13 protein-coding genes and 1 other annotated feature (1 of these 14 only partly in view) are annotated in these 13,229 nt (G+C 42.5%); of the genes, 1 reads left to right on the top strand and 12 read right to left on the bottom strand.

The genetic code is table 11. The annotated features are described in order from the left end of the window. Positions 1–12, top strand: a binding site (T-box leader); it begins 223 nt to the left of the window's first position. Positions 13–54: 42 nt separating this feature from the next. Then, positions 55–1,584 (top strand): 2-isopropylmalate synthase, encoded by a 1,530-nt coding sequence (locus ACNQGS_RS16325; RefSeq protein ID WP_491488226.1) that lies wholly within the window; start codon positions 55–57, stop codon positions 1,582–1,584. 70 nt (positions 1,585–1,654) lie between these two features. On the opposite strand, the gene ACNQGS_RS16320 is transcribed toward ACNQGS_RS16325, so the two are convergent. The 12 genes from ACNQGS_RS16320 to ACNQGS_RS16265 form a co-directional block, all read right to left on the bottom strand. Next, positions 1,655–2,869: an ABC transporter substrate-binding protein gene (locus tag ACNQGS_RS16320; RefSeq protein ID WP_491488225.1), complete on the bottom strand. Its 1,215-nt coding sequence runs from the start codon at positions 2,867–2,869 to the stop codon at positions 1,655–1,657. 144 nt (positions 2,870–3,013) lie between these two features. Next, the gene (locus tag ACNQGS_RS16315; protein ID WP_491488224.1) at positions 3,014–3,721 is read right to left on the bottom strand and encodes an ABC transporter ATP-binding protein; all 708 of its coding nucleotides are present in this window, start codon (positions 3,719–3,721) and stop codon (positions 3,014–3,016) included. After that, positions 3,714–4,481, bottom strand: a complete 768-nt coding sequence (locus ACNQGS_RS16310; RefSeq protein ID WP_491488223.1) for an ABC transporter ATP-binding protein — start codon at positions 4,479–4,481, stop codon at positions 3,714–3,716. The genes ACNQGS_RS16315 and ACNQGS_RS16310 overlap by 8 nt, the downstream gene beginning before the upstream one ends. Positions 4,482–4,483: 2 nt before the next feature. After that, positions 4,484–5,512 (bottom strand): branched-chain amino acid ABC transporter permease, encoded by a 1,029-nt coding sequence (locus tag ACNQGS_RS16305; protein ID WP_491488222.1) that lies wholly within the window; start codon positions 5,510–5,512, stop codon positions 4,484–4,486. After that, positions 5,512–6,375, bottom strand: a complete 864-nt coding sequence (locus ACNQGS_RS16300; RefSeq protein ID WP_491488221.1) for a branched-chain amino acid ABC transporter permease — start codon at positions 6,373–6,375, stop codon at positions 5,512–5,514. The genes ACNQGS_RS16305 and ACNQGS_RS16300 overlap by 1 nt, the downstream gene beginning before the upstream one ends. Before the next feature lie 80 nt (positions 6,376–6,455). After that, positions 6,456–8,132 carry a long-chain fatty acid--CoA ligase gene (locus tag ACNQGS_RS16295; RefSeq protein WP_491488220.1) on the bottom strand — a complete coding sequence of 559 codons (1,677 nt, stop codon included), beginning with the start codon at positions 8,130–8,132 and terminating at the stop codon, positions 6,456–6,458. Between the two features lie 27 nt (positions 8,133–8,159). After that, entirely contained in the window at positions 8,160–8,744 is a 585-nt protein-coding gene (locus tag ACNQGS_RS16290; protein WP_491488219.1) for a TetR/AcrR family transcriptional regulator, read from the bottom strand. 158 nt (positions 8,745–8,902) lie between these two features. Further along, the gene (locus tag ACNQGS_RS16285) at positions 8,903–10,072 is read right to left on the bottom strand and encodes a thiolase family protein (protein ID WP_491488218.1); all 1,170 of its coding nucleotides are present in this window, start codon (positions 10,070–10,072) and stop codon (positions 8,903–8,905) included. Positions 10,073–10,120: 48 nt separating this feature from the next. Further along, positions 10,121–10,894, bottom strand: coding sequence for an SDR family oxidoreductase (locus ACNQGS_RS16280; protein ID WP_491488217.1), 774 nt, complete (start codon positions 10,892–10,894; stop codon positions 10,121–10,123). Positions 10,895–10,916: 22 nt separating this feature from the next. After that, a complete protein-coding gene (locus ACNQGS_RS16275) occupies positions 10,917–12,122 on the bottom strand; it encodes an acyl-CoA dehydrogenase (RefSeq protein ID WP_491488216.1) in 1,206 nt (401 codons plus the stop codon). Positions 12,123–12,413: 291 nt separating this feature from the next. After that, positions 12,414–12,788 carry a PaaI family thioesterase gene (locus ACNQGS_RS16270; RefSeq protein ID WP_491488215.1) on the bottom strand — a complete coding sequence of 125 codons (375 nt, stop codon included), beginning with the start codon at positions 12,786–12,788 and terminating at the stop codon, positions 12,414–12,416. Positions 12,789–12,841: 53 nt separating this feature from the next. Next, a complete protein-coding gene (locus ACNQGS_RS16265) occupies positions 12,842–13,222 on the bottom strand; it encodes a PaaI family thioesterase (RefSeq protein ID WP_491488214.1) in 381 nt (126 codons plus the stop codon). Positions 13,223–13,229: the final 7 nt, after the last annotated feature.

The raw sequence follows: 13,229 nt of genomic DNA, 5'->3' as shown, positions 1-13,229 counted from the left end.
TGCGCCCCTCAGGTCAAGTGAAGGTATTTTTATTTTTATTAGGAGGGATTAATCATGGCAAAGAGGGTTTATTTTTTTGATACCACATTAAGAGACGGAGAACAAACACCTGGAGTCAGCTTTAATTTGGATGAAAAAGTGGAGATTGCCCTAAGGTTAGAAAATTTAGGGATTGATATTATTGAAGCAGGATTTGCTAATGCCTCACCCGGTGATGCCGAGGCAATCAGGGCGGTTGCCAAAGCCGTTTCGGGGCCAATGGTGGTCAGCCTTGCACGCACCAATAAGGATGATATTGATGCTGTTATTAACACCTTGGGGGATATTGACAATACGGGCATACACATCTTTATCGCTACCTCCCCTATCCACCGCGAGCGTAAATTAGGTATGACTAAAGAACAAGTTTTGGAAAAAGCGGTCGAAAGCGTATCCTATGCCGCAAAATATTTTAAACATATCGAATTTTCCTGTGAAGACGCAACACGTACCGAGCTTGAATTCCTTTCTGAGGTAGCTGAAAAGGTCATAGAGGCAGGAGCAACTGTCTTAAATTTTCCTGATACTGTCGGTTATACAACTCCAGAGGAATACACGAAGCTTTTTCAATACGTCCTCGAAAACACTAAGGGAATTGAAAAGGTACGGCTGAGCTGTCATTGCCATGATGACCTTGGGATGGCACTTAGTAATAGCATTGCAGCCATCCAGGCAGGGGCAGTTCAGGTGGAAGGCTGTATTAATGGAATCGGGGAGAGGGCTGGAAACGTGGCCCTTGAAGAAGTGGCAGCACTTTTAGAAACACGGAAGGATTTCTTCAACATCCAGACAGGTATCAAGCTGAAAGAAATCGCCAAAACGAGCAAGCTTATCAGCAGGCTGACAGGGATTGCCATTCCTCCGAATAAAGCGGTAATTGGCGGAAATGCTTTCTCCCATTCTTCCGGGATCCATCAGGATGGCGTGATTAAAGATAAATCAACCTACGAAATCATGACGCCGGAAAGTATTGGTTTTAATGAAACAAAATTAGTTCTTGGCAAGCTATCAGGAAGAAATGCGCTTAAAAAGAGATATGAAGAACTCGGCTATTCGGTAAACGAAACTCAATTAAAAGAAATTTTCAAAAAATACAAGGAATTGGCAGATCGGAAAAAGGATATTTTTGATGAAGATATTATCGCCCTATTGGAAACCCAGCCAAAAAATGCAGCTCCTTCTTCCTTTACGTTTAATGACTTTAGCTTACAGATCCTAAATCATAACCAATATCGTGCTTTTGTCAACATTAGCGGAGCTGAAAATACCGATATCGAAGGAATTGGAGATGGAAATGGACCGATTGATGCTATCTACAAAGGAATCGATTCAGCGCTTGGCCTTGAGCTTGAGTTAATTGACTATAAAATCAATTCTATATCAAAGGGAAAAGACTCAATTGGAGAGGTCTTTGTTAAAGTCCGGAACAATGATAAAATGGTTTCAGGAAGAGCGATTAACGTGGATATTATTGTAGCCAGCGCCAATGCCTATATAGATGCTATTAACCGATTAAAGGCTGCAAATGTAAAAACACTAATATAAATGAAAATTCCCCCTTGAAAACCTTCCTTCAAGGGGGAATTTATTTTTAGAGCTAGTTTTTTAAGTGTTTTTATTTAACTTTAATAGGTACAATCTTACCATTTTCAACCGCTGCAACTTCTAAATCACCATCGAAGCCGCCACCTTCAAATTTGTTGAAGATATAAACTTTTGCTTTTTCAGGAACATTCTCTACACCTTTTTGCATAGCAGCTTGAATCTTTTCTGCGTCATCAACAGAACCTGCAGCCTTCATTGCTTCCGCAAAGATATACATGGCAATATAGTTCAAACCTGCTTCAGAACCAGGGACTTCCTTATACTTGTCTTGATACTTCTTGACAAAATCAGGAATAACTGGGCTGATTTTGGACTCAGACAATGGCATAACGCCGATTGCACCATTAAGCATATCATAGGAACCTGTTACCTTCTTCATTTCATCCAGTTTGGCTTGGTCCATAACGATGAACCCGCCCTTAAAGCCAAGCTCACGAGCCTGCTTAATAACTTTTGCAGTTGGTTCAGAAGGACCACCGACAAATAGAACATCTGGCTTTTCTTTCAATGCATTCGTTACAACTGTAAAGAAGTCTGTTTCTTTTGCAAAGTCAATGGCAGATTCGAAAACAACCTTGCCGCCTTGTTTTTCCCAATATGGCTTTAGCTTTTCAGACCAATCCTTGCCGTACTGAGAAGAGGTTGGAAGGAATGCAATCTTCTTACCAAACTTCTCCATTTCATATTCAGTAAATGGCTTTAAATATCCATCGTAACGTGGAGGAATACGAACAGTCAGCTTATTGCCAACTTCAGATACTTTCGGTTCGCTTGTATAAGCACCAATAAGGAATTTATCCTGCTGATTGAAAACCTGCATTGCAAAAACGCCGCCGCTGTGTGGAGTGAAGATGATTGGCGTCTTGTTTTCCTGAAGCAATCTCTTTGCGTTTGCACCTGTTTCGTTTGGAAGGTATTTATCGTCAAGTGAGACAATATTAAACTTGTACTTTTTGCCGCTAACTTCGATACCGCCAGCACCGTTAATTTCTTCAACAGCCATTTTGACCCCGTTCAATGTACGCTCACCATAGAACGCAGCAGGTCCGCTTAATGGCCCAGAGTAACCGATGTTAACCGTTCCAGCATCTCCTGATTTGCTATCTCCGCCGCCACTTGAAGGCTTTGTATTAGCAGTTTTATCACTTGTGCTGTTACATGCAGCAAGACTAAATACCATTACTAAGGTAAAAATAATCATAAATACCGATTTCATTCTTTTCATTGGTTTTCCCCCTAAATTTTTTTAAAATGTTTGGTAAGAAAATATTTCGTATTGCCGACAACCACCCCCTTCAAAAAGGAATGCAGTTATTGCTAAGGGTCGAACGTTTGAACCTTTCAGTCCAAGACCGCTTGACCCGCTTTCTTATGCACCGATGTAGGCCTTTCTCACCTCATCATTAGCAAATAATTCTGCAGACGTACCTTTAAGGACAATTGTTCCGTTTTCGAACACGTAGCCTTTATCCGCGATTTTTAACGCTGCATTGGCATTTTGTTCGGCTAATAGAATGGTTGTTCCCTCTTTGTTAATTTTTTGGATTACCTCAAACATTTGTTCAACGACTAATGGAGCTAGTCCAATTGAAGGCTCGTCCAATAACATTAGCTTCGGCTTTGACATGAGTGCTCTGCCGATGGCCACCATTTGCTGCTGTCCTCCGCTTAAAGAACCGGCTGGATCGTGGCGCTTGTCCTTTAAAATCGGGAACAATTCATACACATGCTCGAGCGAGTGTTTGATTTGGTCCTTCTTCCGCCGATGGACATAAGCACCCATTTTTAGGTTCTCTTCCACAGACATGGCATGAAATAGCTTTCTTCCTTCCGGGCACTGGCCAATTCCCCATTCCACGATTTTGTCAGCAGAAGACTTATTTAAATTCTTTCCTTCAAAAGTAATCCCACCTACTGATGGTTTGTTAAGGCCGCTTATCGCCCGGAATGTTGTACTTTTACCGGCACCATTTGAGCCTAGTAACACGACAATCTCTCCCGCATTTACCTCAATATTGATGTCATGAACGGCAGTAAAGCTTCCGTATTTGACAGAGACATTATCAAGTTTAAGCACTGGCACTCCCCCCCAAATAAGCCTTAATGACCGTATCGTTATTACGAATTTCTTCCGGTGTTCCTTCAGCAATTTTTTCGCCATAACTTAGAACCATAATTTTATGGGCTATTCTCATGATCATTTGCATTTTATGCTCAATCAGGCAGACCGTAATTCCTTTCCCCACCATCTTCTGCATTAATTCGGCCAGACCATCTGTTTCGCTGGGATTAACCCCGCCGGCTGGCTCGTCAAGGAAGACGATTTCCGGGTCAGTGGCAAGAGCTAGCGCGAAGGCTGTCCTTTTCTTCTCTTCCTGCGTTAAACCGCCGGCCAGTTTGCCTGCTAAATGCTCTAAGCCAACGAATTCAAGTACTTCCATCGCTTTTTCCCGACATTGTTGCTCTTCTCTCTTAAGCCTTGGGGTTCTCAAAATAGCATCAAAGAGAGTTGATTTTGTACGCAAACGATGACCGACAATAACATTGTCCAATACAGTCGCCTGCTCAAATAGATTGGTTGTTTGAAACGTCCGTGCAACCCCAAGCTCAGCAATTTTATTAGAGGGCAGTTTGGTAATATCCTGCCCTTTGAAAATGACCTGGCCTGAGCTTGGACCATAAAAGCCGCTTATTAGGTTGAAAAAAGTGGACTTTCCTGCACCATTGGGACCAATGATGGCATTGATTTTTCCTTTTTCAATCGAAAAGTCGACATTGTTGACTGCCACGTTGCCGCCAAATTTCTTTGTCAGGTTTTTAGTCTCTAAATAACTCATGCCTACCCCTCCTTCACTTGATTTTCAGGACGCAATTCACTTTGGATATACGAATCCTTCCTGACAGCCTGCTGCTTTTCTTTCTTGGCCATTCGCTTTCGGTACACGTCTGTGACGCCACCTACGATTCCGCGCGGATAAAAAATTACTAGGATCGTTAATAGTGGTCCGAAAATAAGCATGCGGTACTGCTGAAAATCTTGAAGCAGCTGAGAAAGCCACATGACAAGCATAGTCCCAATCAGTGGACCGGTAAGTGTTCCGATACCGCCAACAACCAGGTAAGTCAGCAAATCAAAGATAATCGCAATGTTTCCAATATCTGGGCCGATAAAGCGTACAAATGATGCATACAAAGCACCGGAAAGGCCTGCAAAAAATGTTGATAATACAAAAACTGTTAATTTATTTCTTCCAGTTGCAATCCCAATAGTTTGTGCTAAGTCTTCACTATTTCGAATCGCAATGTACGATCTTCCGGTAAGTGAATGAATAATTCGGTACATAAGCAAAATGACAAGGAGAAGGAAAAATAAAACTAGATAATAATGTGATTTTTCCGTCTCAAATGTAATAGGACCAAAGCCTTGAGGTGCTGGAATCCCAATCAGGCCACGAACACCTTCTGTTAAACTTTCCCATTTATCTATCACGAGATAAATAATATAACCTAAGCACATCGTGTAGATAGCGAAAAAGTGCTCACTCGTTCTTAGTGCAATCAAACCTACTAATAATCCTATTAAACAAGTAATCACCAGCGATAAGACAAATGCTAGCCAGAAACTCAAATGGGCTTTTACAGTTAAAATCCCTAAACCGTAAGCACCAATTGCGAAGAACCCTGCATGTGCCAATGAAAGATAACCGGTATAGCCTGCGAGCAGGTTAAGTCCATAAACCCCAATCATCCAAATAAACGCCAAAGTCATTACGTGGATCAAATAAGTATTTGTTGTTATTAATGGAAACCCAATAGCGACCAATACTAAGAGAATGATGATATTTCGTTTGTTCAATACCGCTGACATTAATGTCCCCCCTTTGAAAACAATCCGGTTGGTTTAACCGTAAGAATAATAACCAGGATAAAAAAGGCAATAATGTCCTTATAGTCATTTGAAATGTAGGTCGCTCCCAAGCTTTCGCTGAAGCCGATAATATAACCGCCGACGATTGCTCCTGGGATACTGCCCATTCCACCAAGAATAATGATAACAAACGCTTTTAATATAACTAACTGTCCCATTCCTGGGAATACTAGATTGATAGGTGCCGAAATAGATGCAGCGATGGCTGCCAGTCCACCAGAAATCATAAAGGTCAGCATCGCAACCCGGGTTGTATTGATCCCCACCAGGTTTGCCCCTTCACGGTTCTGCGACATCGCAATGATGGTGGAACCGGTATAGGTCTTTCTTAAGAAGAAATTTAATAGAATCATAACGATGACTGCAGCTACTACAATAAGAATTCTTTGCATTGTCAACGTTAATCCAAAAATCTCAACGACGTTTCCATATGGTGTTGGCATGCTCTGGTATTCAGCTCCCCAATAATATTGAGCGAAAGCTTCCAGGAATAAGAGGATACCAATGGCGGCAATTTTATCTTGGATTGGCGGCGATTCCCGTAACGGGTGAAAAACCAACCTTTCCATTAAAACACCAAGAAGACCAACAACGATGATTGAAACAAAAATCGCTATCCAGTAGTGAAGTCCAAATTTGGTCATCATGGTCAGCGTTATGTATCCGCCCATCATGTATAGTGCACCATGAGCAAAGTTTGGAATGTGCAAAATTCCATAAACTAGGGTTAAGCCCAAAGCTACCAGTGCGTAAACACTCCCTATGGTTAAACCGTTAAACAACTGCTGAATAAGAATATCCATTGCTCTCCTCCTTTGTATTAGTTAGTATTATTTTTTCAAGAGGGGCCTTCCGCAATTTCAGCCCTCTTGATCATAAACGTTTAATGGACCTGATTCTGAACCTTTTCATTTTCTTCCTCCTGAAGGGTGCGCCAGAGAATTTTGCCGCTGGAGGTCATTGGAAACACCTCTCTGAACTCAACCATGCGTGGATATTTATAGGCGGCCATGTGATGCTTGGACCACTCGATAATTTCATCCTCGCTGACTTTGCCTTCATACCCTTCATTTAAGATGACAAAGGCTTTTACGTTTTCCCCTCTTCTAGGATCTGGTACTCCCACGACGCAAGCTTGCTGAATAGCAGGGTGCTTGTAAAGGTATGACTCGACTTCAGTTGGCCATACCTTGAATCCGGAGGCATTAATCATGCGTTTAACACGATCGACCATAAAGAAATATCCATCTTCATCAAAACGGCCAATATCCCCAGTTCGGAAAAACCTTTTCCCATCAATCTCAAGATATGCTTCCCGATTTTCGTCATCGCGGTTATAGTAGCCAACCATTACCTGCGGTCCATTGACAATAATTTCACCGACTTCACCGACACCGAGTTCCTTTCCCGTCGACGGCTCAATTATTCTAGCATCGACATCAAAGGAAGGGATCCCAAGACATTGCATTTTTGGCCGATTCGGCGGATTGAAATGGGTCTGGGCAATCGTTTCTGAAAGTCCGTAGCCTTCGACAAATCGCAATCCCGTCAGGTTAAATAATTTTTCACCAACCGCTTCTGGAAGAGCTGCTCCTCCACCAGCAAGATAGGTTAAGGAAGCAATGTCCTCCACCTTCAGATTCGGATTGGCAAGAAAATCAACAATCATAGTGGCGATTGTGACCCAATGGGTGCAGCCTAAGCTCTTTATTAGTTCCACTGCCGCATCCCGATTCCACCTCGTCATAATGACCATCATACTGCCGCTGAAAATTGGCATGTGCATGCTGTGCACCATACCCGTCACATGGAAAAGCGGCAAGGTCATCAAATGGATGGCATTTGGTGTTGTAGAGGACCAGTGGTAGCAGCCTACAGTATTCGCATTGACTGACCGGTTAGTATGCATACAACCTTTTGGAAGACCTGTTGTCCCTGATGTATAGGGCATAACAGCCAAATCATCACCTTTTGCCGTATGTTCTGATGGAGTGAGATTTGCCTGAATCGCATCAACCCAGTTGTAATGATTAGGATTGTTTACCACTAATCTTGTAGCCTCCACCTCTTTTGGAAGCATTTTTTCAAAGCCTTCACCTATATAATCTGAATAGGCTGCAAGGAGCAGGTGCTCCAAGGAGGTTTTTCCTAATAGAGGCTGAACTCGGTCTAAGAGTTCTTGTCCGGCGATTGCTGTTTTAATTCCGCAGTCGCGAATGTAAAATTCCAGTTCATCCGCAACTAGCATTGGGTTAATTGGGACTACAACAGCGTTGGCCCTTAGAATAGCGTAGAAACCAATCACAAATTGCGGGGAATTTTGCATAAAGAGCAGGACTTTGTCCCCTTTTTTTACGTCTAACTTATGCTCTAAGTATCCGGCCAGGGCATTTACTTCTTCATCCAATTGCTGGTAAGTCAATTTATTCCCATAGTAGAAGATAGCATCCTGGTCAGGATAACGGCTTGCACTTACTCTAAGATTGTCATAGAGTGAAGTGGCAGGGACATTCAATGATTTTGGGATATTTGGCCAATGTTGATAATGAAGAGTTAACAATCTCGATCTCTCCTTTTTGCAAGAATGCTAGATGTTAGGTGTGTAAACGCTGTCATTGCTGATTCCGTTTAAAATAAGGTCAAGAAATATATCCGCAACCTTTTCTTCAGGAACTTCTCCCTCCGGGTTGAACCAATAATAGCTCCAGTTGGTCATGCCAAGGATAGCCATTGTTATTATATCGGCGCGGCCCTTTTGGAGGATTCCTTGTGTAATACCTTCTTCAATTAATTTTTGGACATTATGACGAAATGCGCTTCGTTTTTCCTTGATTTCCAGGAAATTATTTCTGCTTAAATGCCGCATTTCTCTGGTAAATATCCGGGCACTTCTCAGTTCGATTCTAATGGTGCTAATCTGCATTAAGATAATCTCATGCAGTTTTTTGGCAAAATCGTACGAAGAATTATTCATAATTTCTTCCTGCTGTTTGATTATTGACTCAATATACAACAGGTGAATTTCCTTTAACAATTCCTCTTTACTGCTGAAATAATAATAAAATGTACCCTTTGTTACACCCAGCTCCTGGACAATATCCTGTACTGAAGTTGACTTAAACCCGTTTTTATCGAATAGTAAAATCCCCGTCTCCATAATCTTTCGCTTCATCGGTTTATCCTTTCAGCATTAAAACCAAAGTGCTGCTGTAGTGGAATGTGGTAGGTGGCGTCTGACACCAAGATTGACTCTTCCCCTTTCAATAAGGCGTTTGGTCAAGTTTGGTGCCTGACACCTAGATGAGTACCACCACAGTCAGTACCTTGTTTTTATTCGCTCTCGATGATTGTTGCGATTCCTTGGCCGCCGCCAATGCAGGCGGTGATAAGGGCATATCTTCCGCCGGTGCGTTTTAGTTCGTAGCAGGCTTTGGTGACGAGGATGGCACCTGTTGCTCCCAGCGGGTGGCCATGGGCGATGGCCCCTCCGTTAACATTGACTTTTTCCATATTCATTTCAAGCTCGCGGTTGCAAGCAATTACTTGAGCAGCAAAAGCTTCATTGATTTCGATTAAGTCCATGTCTTCTATGGATAATCCTGATTTTTCAAGAACCTTTCTAACAGCCGGAACAGGGCCGATTCCCATGATATTCGGGTCAACACCGGCGACAGCATAGTGACGGATAACTGCTAGTGGAGTTAAATTTAATTCCTCTGCTTTTTCCCGTGACATGATAACTAGAGCCGATGCAGCATCATTTAGGCCTGAGCTGCTGCCTGCTGTAACTGTTCCATCCTGTAGGAATGCTGGCGGAAGCTTTGCCAAACCCTCAATGGTCGTTTCCGGCCTTGGATGCTCATCACAATTGAAAACAATCGGCTCACCTTTTCTAACAGGTATAGTGATAGGAACGATTTGCTCATCAAAGCGTCCTTCTTCCATAGCAGCTTTCATACGCTGCTGGCTTTGGAGCGCGAATGCGTCCTGCTCTTCCCGCGTAATATTGTATTTTTTCACGAGATTTTCGGCCGTAATCCCCATTGGCGGATCGCCTATCTCTTTAGGAGAGAGCTGCGATTTCCGGAAACTTGGAGGATTTGCACCATACGGCTTTTCCGGCCGGTCCATCAAGTAAGGAGCACGGCTCATACTTTCTGTTCCGCCGGCAATATAGATATCTCCATCCCCAGCTTTAATTGCCTGGGCTGCTAGATTAATAGCATTAATTCCAGACCCACACTGTCTATCGACTGTCACGCCCGGTATTTCGATGGACAGTCCCGTCTGCAATGCTGTTAATCTTGCAATATTTCCACCGCCTGATAAAACATTTCCCAAAAAAACATCGTCTATCATATCAGGCGTGATATTTGCCCTTTTAACTGCTTCTTTAATTACTTCAGCTCCAAAAACATGTGCTGGAACGCTGGCTAGTGCGCCTCCCTGTCTGCCAATAGCAGTTCTAACTGCCGAAACAATGACAGCATCTCTTTTCATTAAGCAAATCCCCTCCTGCTTTTTTATATTTGCGATTCTATTGATTTCTTACATTACATGTGAGCCGCCGTCTACAACAACGATATCCCCGGTTACAAAGTCCGAAGCTCGTGATGCCAGGAACAACGCTACACCTTTCATATCTGTGTCAGTCCCAAACTTACGTAATGGAGTGCCTTCTAAGATGGCTTCACCGCCAGCATCAAGCAGCCCTTTTGACATTTTTGTTGGGAAGAATCCTGGTGCAATTGCATTAACATAAATACCATGTTGGCCCCATTTCACAGCCAAGTCCTTTGTGAAAGTAACCACAGCCCCTTTGCTGGCATTATAACCAATCGCATTCATGTATTTTGGGTTCGAACCCTGCAGCCCAGCGACAGAAGCAATATTAATGATTTTGCCGCCCTTTTGTTCGATCATCACTCTTCCGACTGCCTGGGACATTAAGAAGGTTCCGGTAACATTCGTATTCATTACCTTATTCCAAGCCTCAAGCGGCATTTCCTCGACAGGCGCTCCCCAAGATGCACCGCTGTTGTTGACAAGAATGTCAATGCGTCCGAATTTTTCCATTGTTCGTTCCACAACGTTTCTAACATCTTCAGGATTGGAGACATCACATTTTAATGCTAGACTCTCGACTCCAATCTTTTTTAAGCCTTCACTTACTTCCTCACAGGCCTCAAGTTTACGGGAACAGACCACTACATTGGCGCCTGCCTCCGCAAAGCCTTCAGCAATTTGCTGGCCAAGACCTCGGCCACCGCCTGTTACAATGGCGACTTTACCTGTTAAATCAAAAAGCTCTTTAACATGCATCTATTTTTTCCTCCTAATACGATTAACGGTATTTTTTCAATTCATAGCGGGCAATCGCACGCTTATGCACTTCATCCGGACCATCAGCTAGTCTTAGTGTACGGATATTTGCCCAACTTGCGGCAAGAGGAGTGTCCTGGCTAACACCGGCGGCACCAAATGCCTGAATGGCACGGTCAATTATCTTTAATGCCATGTTAGGTGCAACCACTTTAATCATGGCAATTTCGCCTTTTGCCTCTTTATTTCCAACCGTATCCATCATGTAGGCCGCTTTCAATGTAAGTAAACGAGCCTGCTCTATTTCAATTCTTGCTTCAGCAATCCATTCCTGAACAACGCCTTGCTCGGCAATTTTCTTACCGAATGCAGTCCGTTCCTGTACGCGCTTGCATAACAGTTCAAGTGCCCGTTCAGCCGCACCGATGGTTCTCATGCAGTGATGAATTCTTCCTGGTCCTAGACGTCCCTGTGCAATTGCGAAACCTTTTCCTTCGCCCCAAAGCATATTTGAAGCCGGCACGCGAACATTGTTGTATTCAATTTCAGCATGGCCATGCGGTGCATGATCAAAGCCAAATACTGTCGTAACACGTTTGATTGTAACTCCAGGAGCATCAAGCGGTACTAGAATCATCGATTGCTGCTCATGTTTTGGTGCATCAGGATCATTTTTACCCATAACAATCGCAATCTTACAGCGAGGGTCTCCAGCTCCCGATGACCACCATTTTGTTCCATTGATGACGTATTCATCGCCATCACGGACAATGCTTGCTTGAATATTAGTAGCATCGGATGAAGCAACATCCGGCTCAGTCATTGAGAAACAGGAGCGAATTTCGCCATTTAATAACGGCTTCAGCCATTTTTCTTTATCTTCTTCAGTCCCGTAACGGACCAATACTTCCATATTTCCGGTATCAGGCGCAGCGCAGTTAAACACTTCTGGTGCAAAATGGACACGTCCCATGATTTCGCAAAGCGGTGCATATTCAAGGTTTGTTAAACCGGCACCATATTCACTCTCAGGTAAAAATAAGTTCCATAGACCAGCTTGCTTTGCCTTTTCTTTTAATTCTTCCATGATCGGCGGGATCTTTGAAAATGGATCGTTTTTATCAATTTGATCATGATAGAGCTTTTCATTTGGATAAATATACTCTTCCATAAATTCAGTAAGTTTTTTTTGCAATTCTACTACCTTATCGGAATAACTAAAATTCATCCTTACCACTCCTCTTTTTTCTACATACTAACTAGTTGGTATGTCGAATAACCTAATATTATTAAAAATTTTTCGAATATTCAATTCGATATTTTCGACAATTTTCTCATCGTTATAGTAGAATCATATTTTTTGAATATTTTTTAGGGGCATCTTTTCAAATTGCTATAAAATGCCGTAATTTAGCTGATTTATAATAGATCAGCATGGAAACACAGTGATAGAAATTTCTATATTAATCTACTTATTTTAGTCGAAATTTTTTGAAAATAATATTTAGAAATTTCTTCTCTATGCATTTCTGACTATCTTATAGGTACCGGTTCCTTTGGCAATTAATGTTGCATTCTCGTCAATAATTTCCGCTTCCAGCACAGCCATTTTATAGCCCTTTTGGAGAAGTTTAGCCCTTGCAAAAAGATGGCCGGTATTTGCTGGAGCAAAATAGTGAACATCCAGATTCATAGCTGTAACCGGGCATTGATATAGGGAACGGAGAGCAACTGATTGCACCGTATCAAGCATCGAGGCGTGAACTCCTCCATGCAGGCTTTTATTCGTATTTAGCAGTTCGGTTTTTATTGAAAGCTTTAGCAAAATCTCCTCCTCTGAGGAATTTACGAGTTCAAATCCGATATGCTTGAAAAATGGATTCCTTTCCATCATTTCATATATCTCCCAATCCAATCGGGACACCCTATCACCACCTTTCAATTTCTTCATTGTTTAATAGGACTTGCCTTGAACATGCCTATAGCCTTGGCAGCAACAGCACCATCCTGCCCATAAACGATTCCCTCGGCTGTTATGACTTTTTCCTCGATATTCAGTATATTTGTTTTCGCATGATAGTTTTCTTTCGGTCTTAGGTCAAAAAAGGACACGTTAAGGTTAATCGTCGTTGCAAACGAATTTGTTTCCAGGGAGGCAGTCGCCCCCATGGAAATATCCAGCATTGTGGAAAAAACGCCCGGATGGACAGTGCCATCATCCTGCAGCAAAATAGTCTGAAGCGGCAAATCAAGATGAAACGTGTCGGTTTTAGTACTGTTAAAACCCAAGTATTCAAAAAATGTTGATCTCGTAACTGGTAATTTCACATTTCCT

The organism is Neobacillus sp. PVCKKU3, assembly GCF_058323225.1.
Note: the sequence above shows the minus strand (reverse complement) of the source record. Positions and strands in the feature narration are given on the sequence as shown.

Bases quoted from the DNA above. Each gene is read 5' to 3' on its own strand.
- ACNQGS_RS16325 (WP_491488226.1), top strand. From the start codon at position 55: ATGGCAAAGAGGGTTTATTTTTTTGATACCACATTAAGAGACGGAGAA.
- ACNQGS_RS16320 (WP_491488225.1), bottom strand. From the start codon at position 2,869: ATGAAAAGAATGAAATCGGTATTTATGATTATTTTTACCTTAGTAATG.
- ACNQGS_RS16310 (WP_491488223.1), bottom strand. From the start codon at position 4,481: ATGAGTTATTTAGAGACTAAAAACCTGACAAAGAAATTTGGCGGCAAC.
- ACNQGS_RS16305 (WP_491488222.1), bottom strand. From the start codon at position 5,512: ATGTCAGCGGTATTGAACAAACGAAATATCATCATTCTCTTAGTATTG.
- ACNQGS_RS16300 (WP_491488221.1), bottom strand. From the start codon at position 6,375: ATGGATATTCTTATTCAGCAGTTGTTTAACGGTTTAACCATAGGGAGT.
- ACNQGS_RS16290 (WP_491488219.1), bottom strand. From the start codon at position 8,744: ATGAAGCGAAAGATTATGGAGACGGGGATTTTACTATTCGATAAAAAC.
- ACNQGS_RS16285 (WP_491488218.1), bottom strand. From the start codon at position 10,072: ATGAAAAGAGATGCTGTCATTGTTTCGGCAGTTAGAACTGCTATTGGC.
- ACNQGS_RS16280 (WP_491488217.1), bottom strand. From the start codon at position 10,894: ATGCATGTTAAAGAGCTTTTTGATTTAACAGGTAAAGTCGCCATTGTA.
- ACNQGS_RS16275 (WP_491488216.1), bottom strand. From the start codon at position 12,122: ATGAATTTTAGTTATTCCGATAAGGTAGTAGAATTGCAAAAAAAACTT.
- ACNQGS_RS16270 (WP_491488215.1), bottom strand. From the start codon at position 12,788: ATGATGGAAAGGAATCCATTTTTCAAGCATATCGGATTTGAACTCGTA.